At 30.6% G+C, this 17,765-nt stretch carries 20 protein-coding genes and 1 pseudogene; 7 read left to right on the plus strand and 14 right to left on the minus strand.

Annotation, left to right across the window (positions count from 1 at the left end):
* Positions 1 to 8: 8 nt before the first annotated feature.
* The 3 genes from CA_RS09650 to CA_RS09660 form a co-directional block, all read right to left on the minus strand.
* Positions 9 to 677: a hypothetical protein gene (locus CA_RS09650; RefSeq protein ID WP_010965167.1), complete on the minus strand. Its 669-nt coding sequence runs from the start codon at positions 675 to 677 to the stop codon at positions 9 to 11.
* Positions 678 to 704: 27 nt separating this feature from the next.
* Positions 705 to 1,025, minus strand: coding sequence for a hypothetical protein (locus CA_RS09655; RefSeq protein ID WP_010965168.1), 321 nt, complete (start codon positions 1,023 to 1,025; stop codon positions 705 to 707).
* A gap of 330 nt (positions 1,026 to 1,355) precedes the next feature.
* A complete protein-coding gene (locus tag CA_RS09660; RefSeq protein ID WP_010965169.1) occupies positions 1,356 to 1,532 on the minus strand; it encodes a hypothetical protein in 177 nt (58 codons plus the stop codon).
* Between the two features lie 78 nt (positions 1,533 to 1,610).
* Between CA_RS09660 and CA_RS09665 the strand changes: the two genes are divergently transcribed.
* The 3 genes and pseudogenes from CA_RS09665 to CA_RS20475 all read left to right on the plus strand — a co-directional run bounded on the left by CA_RS09665 (position 1,611) and on the right by CA_RS20475 (position 4,007).
* Complete coding sequence (locus CA_RS09665) at positions 1,611 to 3,191, plus strand: recombinase family protein (protein ID WP_010965170.1); 1,581 nt, start codon at positions 1,611 to 1,613, stop codon at positions 3,189 to 3,191.
* An 11-nt stretch (positions 3,192 to 3,202) separates the two neighbouring features.
* Positions 3,203 to 3,736: pseudogene (locus CA_RS09670) on the plus strand (FAD-dependent oxidoreductase); the annotation flags it as partial.
* Positions 3,737 to 3,851: 115 nt separating this feature from the next.
* Positions 3,852 to 4,007, plus strand: a complete 156-nt coding sequence (locus tag CA_RS20475) for a helix-turn-helix domain-containing protein (RefSeq protein ID WP_241393111.1) — start codon at positions 3,852 to 3,854, stop codon at positions 4,005 to 4,007.
* A gap of 48 nt (positions 4,008 to 4,055) precedes the next feature.
* Here CA_RS20475 and CA_RS09680 read toward each other — a convergent pair whose 3' ends face one another.
* On the minus strand, positions 4,056 to 4,664 hold the full coding sequence (locus CA_RS09680; protein ID WP_010965173.1) for a DUF4352 domain-containing protein: 609 nt from the start codon (positions 4,662 to 4,664) through the stop codon (positions 4,056 to 4,058).
* Positions 4,665 to 4,822: 158 nt separating this feature from the next.
* Here CA_RS09680 and CA_RS09685 point away from each other — a divergent pair, with 158 nt between their 5' ends.
* From CA_RS09685 to CA_RS09700, 4 genes are all read left to right on the plus strand, one after another.
* On the plus strand, positions 4,823 to 5,026 hold the full coding sequence (locus CA_RS09685) for a helix-turn-helix transcriptional regulator (RefSeq protein WP_010965174.1): 204 nt from the start codon (positions 4,823 to 4,825) through the stop codon (positions 5,024 to 5,026).
* A 115-nt stretch (positions 5,027 to 5,141) separates the two neighbouring features.
* Positions 5,142 to 5,417 (plus strand): hypothetical protein, encoded by a 276-nt coding sequence (locus CA_RS09690; RefSeq protein WP_010965175.1) that lies wholly within the window; start codon positions 5,142 to 5,144, stop codon positions 5,415 to 5,417.
* A 43-nt stretch (positions 5,418 to 5,460) separates the two neighbouring features.
* Positions 5,461 to 6,687 (plus strand): FtsK/SpoIIIE domain-containing protein, encoded by a 1,227-nt coding sequence (locus tag CA_RS09695; RefSeq protein ID WP_014518945.1) that lies wholly within the window; start codon positions 5,461 to 5,463, stop codon positions 6,685 to 6,687.
* Positions 6,688 to 6,846: 159 nt separating this feature from the next.
* Positions 6,847 to 7,935, plus strand: a complete 1,089-nt coding sequence (locus CA_RS09700) for a protein rep (protein WP_010965177.1) — start codon at positions 6,847 to 6,849, stop codon at positions 7,933 to 7,935.
* A gap of 66 nt (positions 7,936 to 8,001) precedes the next feature.
* Here the strand turns inward: CA_RS09700 and CA_RS09705 are convergent, their stop codons facing one another.
* The 10 genes from CA_RS09705 to CA_RS09750 all read right to left on the minus strand — a co-directional run bounded on the left by CA_RS09705 (position 8,002) and on the right by CA_RS09750 (position 17,765).
* Positions 8,002 to 8,178 (minus strand): hypothetical protein, encoded by a 177-nt coding sequence (locus CA_RS09705; RefSeq protein WP_010965178.1) that lies wholly within the window; start codon positions 8,176 to 8,178, stop codon positions 8,002 to 8,004.
* A 14-nt stretch (positions 8,179 to 8,192) separates the two neighbouring features.
* Positions 8,193 to 9,227, minus strand: a complete 1,035-nt coding sequence (locus CA_RS09710; RefSeq protein WP_010965179.1) for a hypothetical protein — start codon at positions 9,225 to 9,227, stop codon at positions 8,193 to 8,195.
* Between the two features lie 219 nt (positions 9,228 to 9,446).
* Entirely contained in the window at positions 9,447 to 10,010 is a 564-nt protein-coding gene (locus CA_RS09715) for a bZIP transcription factor (protein WP_010965180.1), read from the minus strand.
* A 19-nt stretch (positions 10,011 to 10,029) separates the two neighbouring features.
* A complete protein-coding gene (locus CA_RS09720; protein ID WP_010965181.1) occupies positions 10,030 to 11,085 on the minus strand; it encodes a GH25 family lysozyme in 1,056 nt (351 codons plus the stop codon).
* 17 nt (positions 11,086 to 11,102) lie between these two features.
* Entirely contained in the window at positions 11,103 to 11,360 is a 258-nt protein-coding gene (locus tag CA_RS09725; RefSeq protein ID WP_010965182.1) for a hemolysin XhlA family protein, read from the minus strand.
* Between the two features lie 11 nt (positions 11,361 to 11,371).
* Positions 11,372 to 11,638 carry a hypothetical protein gene (locus tag CA_RS09730; protein WP_010965183.1) on the minus strand — a complete coding sequence of 89 codons (267 nt, stop codon included), beginning with the start codon at positions 11,636 to 11,638 and terminating at the stop codon, positions 11,372 to 11,374.
* 29 nt (positions 11,639 to 11,667) lie between these two features.
* Positions 11,668 to 15,879, minus strand: a complete 4,212-nt coding sequence (locus CA_RS09735) for a phage tail spike protein (RefSeq protein WP_010965184.1) — start codon at positions 15,877 to 15,879, stop codon at positions 11,668 to 11,670.
* A 31-nt stretch (positions 15,880 to 15,910) separates the two neighbouring features.
* Positions 15,911 to 16,285, minus strand: a complete 375-nt coding sequence (locus tag CA_RS09740) for a DUF1617 family protein (RefSeq protein WP_010965185.1) — start codon at positions 16,283 to 16,285, stop codon at positions 15,911 to 15,913.
* Positions 16,272 to 16,538 (minus strand): hypothetical protein, encoded by a 267-nt coding sequence (locus tag CA_RS09745; RefSeq protein ID WP_010965186.1) that lies wholly within the window; start codon positions 16,536 to 16,538, stop codon positions 16,272 to 16,274. Before CA_RS09745 ends, CA_RS09740 begins: the two co-directional genes overlap by 14 nt.
* Before the next feature lie 18 nt (positions 16,539 to 16,556).
* Positions 16,557 to 17,765, minus strand: coding sequence for a hypothetical protein (locus CA_RS09750; RefSeq protein WP_010965187.1), 1,209 nt, complete (start codon positions 17,763 to 17,765; stop codon positions 16,557 to 16,559).

The following is a 17,765-nucleotide window of genomic DNA, read 5'->3' on the forward strand; positions in this document are numbered from 1 at the left end:
TTGTTGTATCAACCCGTAGTTGCTGTATTAGCAATTTTTATAGCCACATCTAAATCGGTATTTAATTTATTTAAAGCATCTAATCTTGCTTGCATTTTACCTATCACCTTATCCATAGAAATTAGTGCATTATTAAAATCTTGTCCTTTTACCTTTGCCTGAACTTCTGAAACTTCACTGCTTATTTCACTTGTTTCTTCAACCTTATTACTATCAACTTGAAGTGTATCTGAAAGTGTTATAAGAGAATTTATTTCATCTTCAGGTAATGTTTTTTTGCCTGCCTGAAGATCAAGTATAATTGAAGATAACTGATTTTCCTTCTGCTCAATCTGCTGTTTTAATACTATAGTTTGTTGCCTTATCTGTTTCATTTCATCGTGTTTTGCCTTCATCTCTGATTTAAAGGTAGCTATTTCTTGTGCCTTAGTGTCCTTTTTTTCCTTTGCCTCTATCTTTTGATTAACCTGGTTTGTAGTGCTTGGACTAACATTTTTACTTTCAACTTTTACTGCCTGATTGGCTTGTGATTTCATTTCCTGCTTTTGTTCCTGCTGCTTAGGATTCACAGCATTACTGTTTTTCCCATGAGCGTCTTCATTACCTTTTGCAAAAACTGCTGTAGGAAATGTTATAGCCAAAGTCAATGTAAGCACTAATAATCTTCTTTTGTTCATATTATTTCCTCCTTGCCATTTATAATTTTATTTTATATAACTTAAATCAATATCACTTGGATCTTGAATAGACTTCAAAGCGTTATTCATGTTTTTTAATGCAGAATTTAGCTTCTGATTCACTTGTTTTTTTTGTTCAGTTGACAATTGTACTGAAGGCTTCACCTCTGACTTATACGTACCAGAATTAGAACTGCTACTAGTTGTAATATTAGCATTTTTCTTTACATCTACCAAAGCGCTTTTTGAAGCTTTACTATTGTTTTTCAAACTATCTGAAGATTTATTCGTACAAGCAGAAAAAGTTATTGATAATAAAATTAGCATTGCTAATATTTTTTTGTTCATGTCTTTCCTCCTTTTTCAACATTTTTCGAGCTATACAGTATTATTTTCGTAATCTTTTCTAAAAAATTTATTATGCTTTTAATAATTACAAATTTATATTTACAATTATTTTCAAAAAAAAAAAAAAACAAATCACACTTTTAATATTTACTGCATAAAATGTATTTGATATTTATTTTACTAGTTACTCTTTGCTTTTAATTTCTAGGAATGCTTAAGTACCATGAAATTATGGATTCATAAATTTATTAATAGCTAACTGATTTTATTAAAGCAGTTAGCTATATTTTAAGTTGATTAATTTTTGTACTTAAGTATATTAAAATACCACTACTTTGAGCTATCCATAGCCTTTTTTAATTCTTCAATAAATTTGTTAATTTCCTCTGAGTCTAATTTCTTCTTTATATAAGAAATAAAATAAAGTGAAGCTCTTTTATGATATTCTGCCTCATTTTCTGCTGTTGGATAATATACTTTTAGATGTATATTCTTATTATCTCCCATAGCATCACAACCTCCCTTATTCTTTATGCTTAACAGCTACAATTATTCTTTATATTTTAATAATAGAGGTGATATTAAATGAAAGTGGCAATATATAGCCGTAAATCAAAGTTCACAGGTAAGGGTGAATCCATTGGTAATCAAATAGAACTATGTAAGAATTATTGCAAAGATAACTTAAAAAACATAACAGAATTTTTAGTGTACGAAGATGAGGGCTTTTCTGGAAAAGATATAAACAGGCCTAAATTTAAAAATATGCTTAAAGATGCACAATCTAAAAAATTTAAAGTTTTGATATGCTACAGATTAGATCGTGTAAGTAGAAATATATCCGATTTTTATTCTTTTATTAATGAGCTTAACAAATACAATATCAATTTTATAAGTATACGAGAACAATTTGACACCTCAACTCCCATGGGAAGAGCTATGATGTATATAGCCTCAGTATTTGCACAACTTGAAAGAGAAACTATAGCTGAACGCATAAAAGATAATATGATTGAGCTTGCTAAAATGGGTAGATGGCTTGGAGGTCAAACGCCATTAGGGTTTAAAAGCAAAAGAATATTGCATTCTGATAATAAAGCCAAAAAAAGAAGTATATATGTACTAACTCCTATTAGTGATGAGTTAGAAAAAGTAAATTTAATTTATAATAGGTATATTGAGACATCATCTGTAAATTCAACTTTAAAGTATCTACTTTCGAACAACCTTACAGGGAAAAACGGAGGGGAATTTTCTGCCATGTCAATAAATGATATACTAAGGAACCCTGCATATGTTATGTCAGATGACTCTGTTTTTTCATACCTAAAAGAAAAAGGTATTAATACTTATGGAATACCTAATAAAAATGGAATATTAATTTATAACAAAAAAAAAGAGCAATCCAAAATTAATGATACCATAAAATGGATAGCTGCTGTAAGCAATCATAAAGGAATAATTGAATCTTATAGGTGGCTGTATGTTCAAAGAAGCTTAGATAAAAACTCCAAAAAGACTACACCTAGGCAAGGCACTTCTAAAAAATCTTTATTATCAGGTATTTTAAAATGTGGTATTTGCGGTTCTCCCATGCGTGTAAGCTATGGAAGACCAAGAAAAGATGGTAGCGGCAGAATATACTACTACACCTGCACCATGAAAGCAAATTCAGGAAAAGCAAGATGTAATAACCCAAATGTCCGTGGTGATAAACTAGAAGCCATTATTCTAACAAATTTAAAGAAATTAGATAAGAAAATTTTACTGATGGAATTAAGGACCTATGCTAAAACTATTACTCCACCGCTTCCTAAAAAAGAATTATTACAAAAAAGGAAACAAATGAATGCGCTTCTTAATAACCTAAGTAAAGTTTCAAACACAAACTCTTCAGAATTCATTTTATCTAAAATAAATAAACTTGGAGAGGAAATAACGAAACTAGAAAATAAATTAAACAATTTAAAGAATTCAAAACAATGTGATTTTAATTCTGAAATCCTTATAAGCTCTTTAGATGATTTTAAAACTACATTTAAATTATTAGATACTATTAATGCAAAAAGATGTATGTTAGAAGCCATAATAGAAAAAATCGAATGGAATGGATTTACCAAAACCGCTTATATTAATCTTTGGGGTTCTAAAAATACCGCAATATAATAAATTATGGTCATGCTTGGTTATATGATGTAAACAAAATAGAACCAGAAGTAAAAAAATACTTAATTAATATGGGAATAAAAATAAATCTATTAAAAAGAGTAATTGATGTGAAAAAGACTCAAAACAAATTGGAGGGAATCTTCCTATCAGACGGAAGTTATGTTGAGGGTGATGTGTTTATAGAAGCGACAGGTTCGACAGGACCTATGGGTAATTGTCTAAAATACGGAAACGGATGCTCTATGTGCATATTAAGATGCCCTTCTTTTGGTCCACGAGTAAGTATAAGCCAAAGATCAGGTATAGATGATTTAAGGGGCGAAAGAGAAGATGATATTCCAGGTGCTTTTAGCGGATCCTGTAAAATATCCAAAGAGAGTTTATCACCTGAAATAGTAAAAGAACTTGATGAAAAAGGTGTTGTAATTCTAAAGGTACCACCAGAAGATATAAACCTTGATAAATTAAAGCTAAAAGTATGTCAGCAGTATGCACTAAAAGAATTTGCTGAGAATGTAATTCTTTTAGACACAGGAGATGCAATGTGAACAAAACTACGACTTTTCAAAAATATTTACCACCACAACAAGTAACACAACTAATTTATATAAAAATCTTCCAGAAAAAACAATTGGAGAAAAGATCTATAAACTAAGGATGCTACATGGATATAGCAGACGTGAATTTGCTAAGGTATGCTCTATTGGATATACAAGTGTATGTAAATACGAACTCAACTACTCTCTTCCTCATCCTAAGAACCTAAATAAAATATGTTCTGCTTTTAATATATCTATGTCTTATTTTTTATAAATACATAAAAAAGGAGGAATGATTTCCCCCTTTTTTTCTATAGATCTCTTACTTTAAATAATATCCAACAGCTTTATTATCATCGCCTCCATGTATAAGTACGGCATTAGCAATATTAAAATTAGTTGGTACTTCGAATACAATGTATGTTTGCTTTGATAAGTTAGGATTTACTTTATCATATACACCAAAAAAGCTATCGTCTTTAGCATATATTGTTTTAGCTTGGTTGGCTGTCTCTCCTGCTTCCATATCCATTTTATATTGTGCTTTTGTTTTAATATCTCCAAGTAAAAAATTATCCGGTTCGTACTGTGCTACATTATTTTCTTTATTTGTCATTTGTAAATGTACAACCACGAATTTTTGCTGAGTAGTTTTATTCTCTCCATCTCCACCCGCAATGGTGTTGGTTTCTTGAGTATCTAAAACCTTAATGCTCCATGCTCCACTTTTCCCTTCCTCACCAACTTTATATATCTTCTTATCTTTGTTTTGGTCTGTACTACTTGTAGCTTTATTATTTTGTACTACCTTTGTAGCACTAGTAGTTTCTTTAGCTGTATTACCTTTTTTACTGCCTATAGCAACACCTAATAGAAGTATTAGTATTATCGCAACGGCTCCTAATATTATTTTTCCTGTCTTATTTAACATGATTTGTTTTCCCCCTTATAGCATATGTATTTCCCCTTTATTGTAACAATTTATTAATTTTTGTCAATGATTACATCTTTATTATATGATAGTAATAAGAGGAATAAAGCAATTAATATAGAAATTATACATAAAATAATATTAGGGGGATGGTGTATATGAGTGTTAAAAACCATTTAAAAGAAATTCGGATGCGTGAATATTTAATTGAAAGTAAAAGTGAATTTGCAAGATTTTTAGAAGTAAATGAGCATGCTTATATTAAGTGGGAAAATGAGAAATCAGCGCCATCTATGGAGGTTGCATTAATGGTAGCTAAAAAGCTAAATAAAAAAGTTGATGATATATGGTATCTTGGATGATATCATATTTTTTTATATATCATTTAGAAAAATTTTCTAATTTTTGCATTCATAAGTAAACTTTTTACTTTATAGTGCATACATATATACCATAAAAGAAAAAGGAGATGTTATTATGCCAATAGAATTATTGGGGATTATTGAAGATGTAAGTACTTATCAAGGAAAGAATGGCTTTGGTGCTAATATAACTATGTCTGCTCTTATAGATAAGCATAGAAAAACTTTAACTTTTAACACGAAAGATGTTAATATGGCAAATATATTTGGAAATAATTTACAAAATGAAATGAAGGTTAGTATAATACTTACCCAAAGTAACTTTGGGTTAAGGTTTGGTGACATTTTAGATGTTACTCCCAACCCTTCTAAAAAAGTATCTACAAAATAGAGAGCATAAGCTCTCCTCTTTTTTCTATTAGTAATTTAAAGAAGTGAGGATATTGAAAGAATATAAATTTGTGAATGAAACTTCTATTCAAAAAGGGATAGATTTCTCTTTAATAACATTAGGCTTAATCGTGCTATTATATGGTTTTACACAGTCCGTACCATTTTGTAGCATTTTCACATTATTAGGTGGTACTATAGGCTATAAATTGCATTTAAGTAAGTCATACAAACTATATAAGGTTATCAAACATAATTTGTATGATTTGGTGAAAAACAATAATTTTTATACTATAGAAGAAGATAAAGTTATATATAGACCAACTATTTTTTATGATTTTAATGATAGTTTTATAACTATCAAAATACGTCTTGATGGTAGTAAATTTAGAGATAAATATACAAAATTAGAGAAACTATTAGAAGATTTGTTTGTGTTAGAATGTGTTTCTAAAGAAGAACAGCGTGGATATATAATTTACAAGCTAGATAGGACTAATACTAAGCGATTAGATGCAAGTAGCATAAATATGTTAAGCATGGACTATATAGCGATAAATAATAAGCTAAAATGGAATTTTCGTAAGTGCCCGCACGCATTAATAAGTGGTGTTACCGGTAAAGGCAAGACCTACTTTTTGGCATATCTAATTAAGAGTTTTTTACTTATAAATGCGACGATTAAAATAGTAGATCCTAAGATGTCCGACCTATCCTATTTAGAAAAAATATTTGGAAATAATGTTGTAAGTGCTCCGAACAAAATCGCTCAAATTTTAAGGAAAACTGTAGAAGAAATGAATAATAGATACATGGAATTTAAAGAATTAAAGAACTATGGTTTCGGTAAAGACTATAAAGATTATGGTTATCTACCTATAGTAATTATTTTTGATGAAGTAGCTGCATTTATGGCTTCTACAGACAAAAAAATATCTAAGGAAGTTAATGGCTACCTATCAGAGATTATTTTAAAAGGCAGACAGGCAGGTGTTTTTATGATACTCACAACTCAAAGACCAGATGCAGATGTTATTCCAACCGATATTCGTGACCAATTGGGCTTAAGAATTGCATTAGGCGAAATGTCAAAGGTTGCGTATACTATGATTTTTGGTTCTGAATTTAACGATTTAGAGCTTAATTCGTCTACTGTCGGAACAGGCTTTATATACATGAATGGGACTACCAGTAAGCCTGTTAAGTTTGAAAGCCCCTATTTTTCGGCAGATTACAATTTTGTTAAGGACGTGTCTTTTCGATTACACTAGCCAGTAGCATCAAAAATTTTTATAAAATAAAAATAATGGAAAGGTTTTGATGCTACTGGCTAGTAATCTTTTAATATACTCGATACTTATACAAACATCCGTAATAATGGCTTAAATAAAGGGATTGCAGACTTAATATGCTTCTAGGGGGCATGAATAGTGGATTTTGAGAATGAAACATTAGAAAAAATGGAGCAAAAAAGAATTGACTATAATCGCAAATATGCTAACTGGTATAAGCAAATGAGTAAAGATATGCAGCAAGAAAAACATTTAGCATATGCAGAAACTTTAAAAAAGAAGGGTGAGAGAATAAAGAGCTGTATGAATATATGGCTTTGGGACATATACCGTAAAAACAAATTACTGGATCTACAAAAAGTTAATAGGTGCATGAATAACCGTTTTTGCCCTAACTGTAGAAAATTCAATCTATCATGCGCCATACACAATTTAAAAAAGCCTTTGAATGATTTGTTATTAGATGGATATTACCCTTACTTGGTTACTCTTACAATCCCCAACGTTTTAGGAAAAGAATTAAAAAGAACAATAGAAAAAATGAATAAAGCTTTTAAAAAACTTTTTGGTGCTTATTCTTATGACTTGCAGGGCAAAACTACAAAAGGCTTTAAGGATAGATTAATATGTTTTGAAGGTGCTTTAAAGGTACTGGAGATAACTTATAACGAAGAAAGCAATACCTATCATCCGCATTTCCACTGCCTGTTTTTTTCGCAACAATATGACCAGGAACTTTTTATAAAAAACACTCCTGGAGAATTTAGCAACAAAAGAAATTCTTATAACTTCTATTCTCTATTAGATATACAGATCATGAAATTGTGGACTATGTACTTTAAAGAAATAAGGGTTAATGAGAAAAACTATAATAATACCAAACTCCAGGATTGTTTTATATGTGACATAAGAGAAATGGACTCTGCTGGTATTGTTGAAGTATTAAAATACACATTTAAAGATACGGATATTAAGAGCTATGATGTTTTTAAAAACATAGAACTCGCTATTAGTAATAAACGCATACGTCAGGGATATGGAATTTTGTACAATCTAAAATTAGAAGATGATGCGGATGGTGAAAAATTGAGCCTTGAAGAATTCTTAAACGAATCGGAAGTTCCTTCTCTCTTAGTTGTTCGTGAAATAAAAGAATTACTTACTTCGTATAGAGACTATAAAAAAATATCTAGAAGTAAAGTTCATGAAGATATAATTAAAATTTAGCATATAACATAAAAATGTATATAAAATACTTTAAAGTAAAAGGAGTCTATTTTTTAAATAAGCTCCTTAATGTATTTTATTTAAAGATACTAAATTATTTATAAGTGCATTATTTACCATAACGTCAATTCTTTTTTTTGTTGTGTCATCAGAAATTTTTTTTATAAAACCGATAGTGCTTATAAGAACTCTTACAAAATTCTTAACAATTGTATATTTAATTACTTTTATTATTTTATTCATAATACTACCTCTTTTTAATTATACTTTTCTAGTCTAGGAGTATCTATGTATTTATCACTTGCGCTCTCAAGAACCGCTTGAGATATTTCTTTTCCAAGATCATATACATTTTCACCTATAGAAATTTTATTATTTCTTGTTGTTAGTTTATATGTATCCAAGCAAAGTGCATCCAAATTTTGTTTTAACACTTTCTTAGCTTCTTCGGTATTAATCCCATGTTTTTCACATAGTTCTGTTAATTTCAAGTTTTCTTTTAATGCATTTATTTTATTGCTTTGTCCTTTTAGTTTGCCTTCATTCGTATAATTTCTATATATAAATCCAACTGCTCTGTTTAGCCAATCTTCAATAAAAGCCATTACTTTAGAGTTTCCAAATATCTTTTCATACCAAGATCCTGATTCTATTTTTATAGGCATTAATTTATATTCGCTTGCAGAAACATTAAATATTGCACAGACTCTTTCATATATACTATTTATAATTATCATATAATTAGCCATTTCACCAAGTTCAATTTGGGTCCTATACATTCTGATAGCTAGTGTTGCACTTTCCTCATATACACATTCATTACTTTCTATAGCTGAATTAATATTGTTTAAAAAGTCATTCTTATAAAAAATATTATCTATTTCTTTTACAGCTGTATCAATTGATTTTATAAAACTCTCTATTTGTTGTACGGCTATACTTGGCATATTACTGAAATTATATATCCAATTTGAGCAATTCTCTATTGAATTAAGCAACTTACTTGCTTTATCCTTTTTCACTTGATATATTTCATTAATCACTTTCCCAATTTCCATTAAATTTACTTTTCTCGCTTCTACTTGAATACAAGCCACCATATTTGTAACTTGGTTTTTAGCACTTTCTACATTACTAGCATTAACACCACTAGTAATAGTACCATCTAAAATATATGTATATGCTTCAATATACTTTGCCTTAACTTGTAAAATTTGGTTTTTAAATTCTAATAAATACTTGCTCTTCTCAGCTAATTCGTTATAATAATTCACTACATCTTTAAAAATCATTCATTATACCCCTATCGTTCTTGTATTCTTATTTAAAATACTTTATAATAGAAGTATCAATTTAAGAATACGTTTGTTTTAAGAAATCACTGGTAATTGGTAGTTAGAGTGATTTCTTTTTTTATTGTAAAACTTTTTGTAAAAAAGAGCAAGCACTCATGCAATCCAGATAGTCCCTTAAATAGCATTTGCCATTTAAGGGACTATCCATTATATTAATTATTTTATGGTGCTTAATACTGTATTTAGCTTATTAGTTAACTCTACATTTTTATTTGCTAACTCTGTATTGTTAGCCTGTAATTGTGCCTTTTCTGTGGTTAACTGAGTTATTTGAGTTTGTAACGTATTTTGTTCTTGAACCTTCTTTTCTGTATCCGTCTTTGAGTCATATATAGTCTGCTCTAGTACTGCATCTATAAATATATCTAAAGATGGAGTCTCGCTTATGTTAGCTATTTTTAGTCCTGCTGATATAAGTTTTTTAGCATTATCTTTTCTTTGATCTGCCGGTAACTGTGATGATATATATAATTGTTTTGTTCCCATGACAGATTTATATACTATTTTATCAATTGTATCTAATAAATTTAATGTTCTGTTATTAGGCGCTAAAGACTCAGCTGCTCTTATTGCAGTTCCAACATCTCCGGCCACTGTTTGTGCTCCGTCTAAAACGGTGCCTGTTTTAAATCCCTTCTTTTTTAAGTACGCAAATACATACCCAGCTCCACACACTCCTAAAATTATTACCATTGCAATTATAAAATTATATTTTTCCATTTATAAAACTTCCCTTCTATTATTTAAATAATTTGTTCCATGATTTATTTCCGAATAATCCATCTGTATTTAATCCGTGACCTGACTGCCATGCTTGTACACGACTTGCAGTACCTTTACCATAAATGCCATCAAAGCTAATACCCATATTGTACTGAATAACACGAGTAGGTATTCTATGAATATAAGGTCTGCCGCATAAATCTTTTCCATAAATCTGTTGTATTGCATTTACACATTGTTGTCCCCAAATGCCATCTATTTTTAAACCACAGACTTGTTGAAATACTCTAATTTGTTGTGTAGTTGCATTACCTTGTATTCCATCTATAGTAAGGTTACTAGAATAAAGTACTGTATTTAACTGTTGTTGAATTATCTTAACTGGATTAGTTTCTTGTACCGCTGTAGTTACTTGTGGTGCTTGTCCCGTAAAGATACTATCATTAAAATAATCTAAATCCACATCCCCAATAACACCTGACAAACTTCCACTTTCTGAATACTGCCATGAAACCAAATTAGGATATTGTTGAGGTTGTTTGCCATAAGAAGCAAGCCATAAAGGAACATTAGGAACATGTCCTTGTAGATATTCATAATAGAAGCTTAACCCTGTGTAAATTCCTATTTTATAACCTTGGCTCTGTACATAAGATATAAACTTATTTGTATAGTCTATAGCCTGTTGCTTTGTCCAATTCGGTTGATTTTCTATGTCTAGCCATAAACAGGTATCCATTTTTAGCCCTTGTATCCTAGATAAGAAATGTTGTGCTTCAGCTACAGGATTGGCAGAATTATTTGCAAAATGATAATACCCAATTTTAAGTCCTGCATTAGTTATTTTAGGATACCTATAATTAAGTAAACTATCATTGTGGTATAGTCCCTGCGTAGCCTTTTGTATAACTACAGAAACCCCACTATCTTTAACTTGTTGCCAGTCCTGTATATTGTCATATTCGTATATATCAATACCTTTATAGATTGTGGCGTGTACATTTAAAGGTATAAAAAAAGTAGCAGATACAAAAGTAAATGCTACTAATAAAGTTTCTATTCGATTTTTCAATTTTATTACATCCTTTCTTACTTTATTTTTATTAAATATCCTAAAACAAAAAGGGTTATGGTAACTAATATACCAAAACCCCATTTGAGAGTATTTACTAAGCTTTTTAACTGTTCACATAGATTTTCAACTTTTTCATCTACAGCTGATGACCTTCTCTCCAATTTTTTAAGTCTGTCGCTGTGATCATTCAGCCTTACATTATGCAAATTAATTTTCTCGTCAATAACCTTGTGCCTTTCTTCGCAAAGCTTTGCATCATAATTTTCACTCATTTCAATCACCTCTAAAATATTACATACCCCATGCTTTTAGCTTTTGTTTTTACAGCTGTTTCAAATTTTAAATATTGTTGTGCAGGTGTCTCTCCTTCTGTATTTACTGCATTTGCTTGAGTAAGTAGTTGCTTGTTCGTTACATTTACTGTTATACCATTGAAAATCATAGCTGTTGGTTCTAAATTACTACAGTTCAAATAAGCCACAATAACATCTTTGCCATTATCACTTACTGTAATAGTTGCACTCATGTTTTGGCTCTCTACTATATCCATTTCAGCACCTTCTTTCTGTATAAAACAATTTAAGCTGTTTTGTTTTGATTTTCTAGCATAAGTATTCGATTTTCTAAACTAATTATCTTACTTTTTAGTTGTTCAACTTTAGCATCTTCTTCTTGTATACTTTTACTTAAATAAGGGATAATCATATCGTCTCTTGGTTGCATAATGACTGTCCCGTTTTTCTGTGGTACAGATAATACTAACGCTGGATTAATAGCATATAGCTCTTGAGAAACATATCCTAGTTCTTGATGCCTGCCATCTTCCTTCCAATGAAACTGCCTGTGCTTAAATCTATTTATAATGTCCAAAGCATTTTCTGTACTATCTGCAATTGCATATTTAAAACTAATATCAGAGTTCCACACATTTATACCGTATAGGTGATCCACATTAGCAACTTCCATATAAGCACCATTGGAACCATTATGCATCCTTATATAATTTATAAACCCATCGCTTTGAGTTTGCACTAAATTACCTGGATTATTTATGTTGTAATTATGCAAATCCATATTACCATTAAAATTTATTGGATATTGTTTTAATTGACTAATTGTAATTAAGCTTACAGCTCTTCCTGCACTTCCAACAAAATTGCCTAAATATAACTCGTCTCCATTGTCTGAATAGACAGCAACACCAAGGTGTCCATCATCACTCTCAGATGCTGTTAATGATCCGACAAAATTACCACTGCTTTTCCAGTCATAGCAATTAAATGCGTTGTTACGAATATCCGTTGATATTTGTCCATTCGAATCATATTGAGATAAGGTACCTCTCATATTTAAATCTCCATTGGAATCCGTATTAAATACAATATTGCCAGATTTATTTTTAATTTCTATTCCTCCGTTTCCAATATGTAACCCAGCGCCATCTATTTGAATCATAGCTGAATTAATTTGATTAAATGCATATTGTACCGAGGTTGGGTTCTGTTGTATTGTACTTATTACACCATTTACATCTACTTTAGTGCTTATAAGATTCGCTTGTTGACTTATAGTACTAGTATTTTGATCAATTTGTTTTTGTATATCGTCTAAATTATATACAAAACTGCTAGGAGCTTTAGTACCTTCTACGAGCACAACATTTCCAATACTCGTTAGGTAACCACTCCTCCATACTTGAGCTGTTCCGCCATGAGCGAAATCTACGGCTACGAAACTTGCCGGAGTTGTGAAGGTAAAAGATTGTGGTGTATTAGGCTTTGAATAATCGTAATCAAACTTAGTAGTGCCTATGCAGTTTTTATTACTGTCATAGTACTCCATTTGATTATAAACCCCATTAACGCTTTCCTTTGAAGAATTAAATACTATTGTATAAGTTGTATTTGGCTCTAATATATCAGTTAGTTCCTGTGAAATTCCCGAGTTATAAATTTGATGTCCTATATATAGTGTTCCAGTAAGAATATATGGGCCTTGCCCTTGCTCGCCATAAATCTCAGGGTTGCCCCAAAAGCCCCAATAGTTCGGGGCTGTAGTACTCCCTGGAATTGCACCTTTTAAAAAGTTTCCATTGTGAATTAAATTGTTTATTCCTATGTTTATATTCCCAATAGAAGCTTCAATATCAGTTTCAGAAACCGAACTTGTTATCTTACCATGATTAGCCTGTATAAATGTTTGTATATCTTTAAAGCTACTATAATTATCTGTAGTGTCCCAAGTTTGTGTGTTTAAATTAAATCCTATAGCGTTGGCAGTTTCTGTTACTTGTGATGATACAGAACTAATTGAACTTTCAATATCTAATGGACTAGGGCTCCAATCTGTAGTCTTGTTACCTTTTTCTAGCTTTAAAGAGTTTAAATAAACTAAACCATTCATTGAGAAATCTATATTCAAGTTAGCTGTTTTAAAGGCAGAATTAAATTTAATTGGATAAACGTACTTTTTCCATACTCCCTGAGTTAATTGGCTCGAAACTATATCGCCCACTTGAGCCCAAGTGTCGAGTAAGTTATTTGACGTATCATACTGAGGAAAATATATTCTCAAGTCACTTGTGAATTTGGATAAATCAGGGCACATTAAGTAAAAACTTAATACATAAGTTTCTCCTGGAATAACTTGATTAGAAAGATTTTGAGATATTCCACCATAAACATTCGAAGTAGCACCCGTTATATTTATACATACAGAATTATTTTGGTTATACTTGTTGTCTGTTGATACTGTTGCACACCCTTGAACCCCTGTTACGCCCCAATGGTCTAACCCATTGAAGGCAGTATTTCTTAATACATTTGTTCCTCCAATTTGCATGTTATCTAAGTTTTCTGTAATAGAACTAAACCTAGCACTCAAAGTTTGGTTGTCTACTGTTATACTGCTACCATCTATTTTAGTAACAGCACCATTGATAGAAGTTACAACCTTTTCTATATCTATCTTCTTAGGATCTAAAGAGTTGTTATCTAACTTTCCATAACCATCTGTAAATCCTTCTTTAGTTATTCCATCTACATCAAAGAGTGTAGTTGTACCATTTTTAGCTCTTAGAACCATACCGTAATCGCTCTTATCACCATTAACATCCCCTATACAGATGCGTTCAAAAAGCTTATTACTTGAATCTGTATCAAAAAATTGTATTTTCGAACCTGTTATGTTCAAATGATTATCTCCACTTACAACAGTTATAAGTGAAGTATCTAACTTTCCAGAACGTATTAAACTTGCATCAAGTTCGCTTATTTCAGCACTTCCAATTGCACCTTGCGCTATAATTCCACTACCAGCAGTAATAGTATTAGTCTTTATATTATCAGCGGTTATTATTTGCGATTTAAGGGTATTGGTAGTAAGGTCCATAATAGTTCCAACGGATACTTTTAAATTGTCTACATTTGCACTTGCAACATCTAAATTTTTTATAGTTGCATATGTAGAATCAAGCTTATCAATAAAAGCATGATTTATTTTACTCTCATTTACTGCCTCATCCTGAATATTAGCACTTGTTATTGTAGCTTCTTTTATCTTTGCACCTTCTATTGTTGCATCCTGTATATCCGCATTAGTTACAACGAGCTTATTTACACTTTCTCTATCTATTTTTGCATTTGTAATACTTGCATCAGCCACTTGTAAAGTACCAACTTGTGCATTTCCAATTTGTGCTGATGTTATACTTACATTAGTTACTTTAGTCCAGTCTACACTGCTTATAGCATTAGAAGTCACGGTATTATCAGAATTTGTTATTTGTTCAACTGTGTCGCTAGTATTATCAAATCTTTTTATTAAGTCTTCTACATTTTCCAATGTGTTTGAAACTTCTGCAGTATTTTTTTCAGGCTCTTCTGGATAGATTTCCAGCTTCTTTATGCGCTGATTATCTTTTATTCTTTTATTCTTACTTAATAAAGTTATACTATCGCCTAACCCGTAGTCTAATATTTTATAATCTTCGCTCAAGTTTGCTAGATCTGCAATACTAACACTATAGGATTTTTTAGGCTTACTGAGTTCCGAAAGCCTTTCTGTTGCATCATCCTTTAAATCTTGTGCTATTGTATAACGATTATCTACCCAATAAGCTTTTAGAATCTTCTTAGTGTATTGATAATTACTAACATAGTTATCTCCGTTATTTGCGCTCTCTATAGTTAAATTATTAGCGCCAATAGGAATTATTTGAGTAACATAATCATTTGTGTCACTTTGTAAATTTAGTTGCCTTAAGTTTAATTCATCTGAAAAATAAGTGCCTTTGTCACTTCCAATACTCTGATAAATTAAAACTTCTTTATTAATAGCATTAAAAGCTATTTCACAGTGATACATTGATTGTATTTCTTGCAGTACATCATACACAGAGCACTGTTTTTTTATTATGTTTCTCTTTCTGATTACATCACAATATCCAACATGCCATGTAGTATTGACCATTGCCAAATTTGCTGTTGCTTCACAGTTTCCTTGAGTTTGATTTATGTTGTCTATTAAAGTACCTTTTAACTCTTCAACATTAACTTCACAAACAACCTCTTTATAATCATCTTCGCTTATGTTTATTTGCTTTATAACATATTCGTTTTCTAGATTATTACGTATATAGTATTCTTCCTGGATAATTTCATAGGCAGGATCATTTCTGGATATAGAAAAAGAGAGAATATCTAGTTTATTGATTTCTCTCTCTAATTTTAAGTCCTTATAATCTGCGATATTTCCTATTTTATTTTTTTGTGTATCTAATAGTAATAGCATGCCTTACCTCCTTACTAGAATTAGTAAAGCTTTATTCTTCTATCATGCATTCTATTGCTTGTATTTCAAGTGGTGAAAATTGAACGTTGTTAATAATATCTAACTTAAATTTATGAATATCTATATCTGTTTTTATATCAAGCAATTCATTAAGATCTTTATTATATCCTTCTGCATCTGCAAGTTCAATTTTTCCTTTATCATCTATTGCTAATTTCCCATTATTATTTTTTTGACCATATTTATTAATAAGTTTTTCTTTTTCTTTTCTAAAAATTTTAAGCTCTTCTTCTATTTTATTTATATTTTTAGCTATAGCATAACTAGCTTTTATAGGTAGTTGCTTGTTAGATACTGTCCTTAAAGCGCTTAAGTTTTCTATTATCTTTCTATTACTTAGTTCCATTTGTATTACCTCCTACAGCATCTAGCTCTGTATATACTGTTGTATAAAAGCTTGCTATATCACTTTGGACTGCTGCTTTATTAGCCGAATATAAATCTTTATTTATTATGCTCACAGTCACACTAGGGTTGCCGTTTTCTGTTATGTTTGCACTAAAATATACAACTTGTTGAGTTATTTTATTATTGTTACTGTCGGTTGTTTCTACATTGCTATATCCGTTTAAATTTACTGATCTTGTTAAGTTTAACATTTTAAAACTTCCCTTCTATTAGTTAAATCGTGGTTTATAAGATATTGTTGCACTTGCATTGTTATCATTTAAATTTATTATGTTTGTTCCAGGTGCTAATTTAGGGAACTCCCAAAAATCAGCCTCAGCGAATTTATTAGCTGTTGGAAGATAGTCCAAGTCCCTTGAGTAGAAGCAATTAACTTTTTCAACTAAACTTCCAATTGTAGGAGTAATGCCCCAAACACCACCACTGCCTTGATGGTTTATATATAAGAATTCAATAATGTTCCACCCGGAGCTTAAGTTTAAAGTCACTGATGGATAACCTGCATTACCTGTTTCAGGCGCTTCTGCTGTATCATTGCTGTACACACTGTCACCATTAAGGTATAGATTAACACCATCATCATGTTCGAATTTAAATGTAATACTTTTTGAATTGCTAACATATAGCGCAGTTCTTATACTTGCATAATAATTAGTTACATTGTCATTTATTAATGTTGCTCCATCGGTTAAAAGTGATTGGTTGTAAGGAGAAATAGATTTATTTATATTGGATTTCTGAGGTATTATTTTTGGATAAAAAAGCTCCGGATCATTAGCAAGTGCAATATTCCATCTCTTAAATATCCATTTATTTTCGCCTGTATCTTCTGTTACCCAATGGTCTAAATCCGGCTCATATATAAGCTTTTTTTCTCCATCTATAGTGACTGGAATATCTTTTTTAAGATATAAAAGTCTTATCGTCGTATCTGTAATACCATCAATATAAACATAGGAGGTATCAACTGGTTCAGTAATGGTTATAATTGCTGGCGTTTTTTCTGTGCCTTCTACATTTACAGTTGTACTACCTTTAAAGTCCTGATTTATTGGAGTTTTATAAGCATAATCGGTATTAAAAGTACACGTTAGAGTTAATTTATTAAGTACTATACCTTTTGCTATTGAAGTACTTTCTAATATACAATCATAAAATAGACCAATGTCTTCTATTTCTAATGTGCATTTTTTTAAGTCATATATTAACTTGCTGCATTTAATATATGCATCTGTTCTATCCTCACCTATAACTTGTATTTCAGCTGTTGTTTTTTTATATTGAAGCTGCTGGTTATATAAACTTGGAGAAATAGAATTTCTAAGCCATTCTTCACTATTAACAATTGTTGCCGGTTGAGGGTCCCACTTAAGGAGACGTGCTCCATAATTTTGTATATCTATTCCATTAATTTTCAC

The sequence above is a fragment of the Clostridium acetobutylicum ATCC 824 genome (assembly GCF_000008765.1).
In the GTDB taxonomy this organism is placed as follows: Bacteria; Bacillota; Clostridia; order Clostridiales; family Clostridiaceae; genus Clostridium_S; species Clostridium_S acetobutylicum.

What these genes read in the sequence shown, in the direction of transcription:
- CA_RS09650 (WP_010965167.1), bottom strand. Translation starts at nt 677, where the DNA reads ATGAACAAAAGAAGATTATTAGTGCTTACATTGACTTTGGCTATAACA.
- CA_RS09655 (WP_010965168.1), bottom strand. Translation starts at nt 1,025, where the DNA reads ATGAACAAAAAAATATTAGCAATGCTAATTTTATTATCAATAACTTTT.
- CA_RS09660 (WP_010965169.1), bottom strand. Translation starts at nt 1,532, where the DNA reads ATGGGAGATAATAAGAATATACATCTAAAAGTATATTATCCAACAGCA.
- CA_RS09665 (WP_010965170.1), top strand. Translation starts at nt 1,611, where the DNA reads ATGAAAGTGGCAATATATAGCCGTAAATCAAAGTTCACAGGTAAGGGT.
- CA_RS20475 (WP_241393111.1), top strand. Translation starts at nt 3,852, where the DNA reads ATGCTACATGGATATAGCAGACGTGAATTTGCTAAGGTATGCTCTATT.
- CA_RS09680 (WP_010965173.1), bottom strand. Translation starts at nt 4,664, where the DNA reads ATGTTAAATAAGACAGGAAAAATAATATTAGGAGCCGTTGCGATAATA.
- CA_RS09685 (WP_010965174.1), top strand. Translation starts at nt 4,823, where the DNA reads ATGAGTGTTAAAAACCATTTAAAAGAAATTCGGATGCGTGAATATTTA.
- CA_RS09690 (WP_010965175.1), top strand. Translation starts at nt 5,142, where the DNA reads ATGCCAATAGAATTATTGGGGATTATTGAAGATGTAAGTACTTATCAA.
- CA_RS09705 (WP_010965178.1), bottom strand. Translation starts at nt 8,178, where the DNA reads ATGAATAAAATAATAAAAGTAATTAAATATACAATTGTTAAGAATTTT.
- CA_RS09710 (WP_010965179.1), bottom strand. Translation starts at nt 9,227, where the DNA reads ATGATTTTTAAAGATGTAGTGAATTATTATAACGAATTAGCTGAGAAG.
- CA_RS09715 (WP_010965180.1), bottom strand. Translation starts at nt 10,010, where the DNA reads ATGGAAAAATATAATTTTATAATTGCAATGGTAATAATTTTAGGAGTG.
- CA_RS09725 (WP_010965182.1), bottom strand. Translation starts at nt 11,360, where the DNA reads ATGAGTGAAAATTATGATGCAAAGCTTTGCGAAGAAAGGCACAAGGTT.
- CA_RS09730 (WP_010965183.1), bottom strand. Translation starts at nt 11,638, where the DNA reads ATGGATATAGTAGAGAGCCAAAACATGAGTGCAACTATTACAGTAAGT.
- CA_RS09735 (WP_010965184.1), bottom strand. Translation starts at nt 15,879, where the DNA reads ATGCTATTACTATTAGATACACAAAAAAATAAAATAGGAAATATCGCA.
- CA_RS09740 (WP_010965185.1), bottom strand. Translation starts at nt 16,285, where the DNA reads ATGGAACTAAGTAATAGAAAGATAATAGAAAACTTAAGCGCTTTAAGG.
- CA_RS09745 (WP_010965186.1), bottom strand. Translation starts at nt 16,538, where the DNA reads ATGTTAAACTTAACAAGATCAGTAAATTTAAACGGATATAGCAATGTA.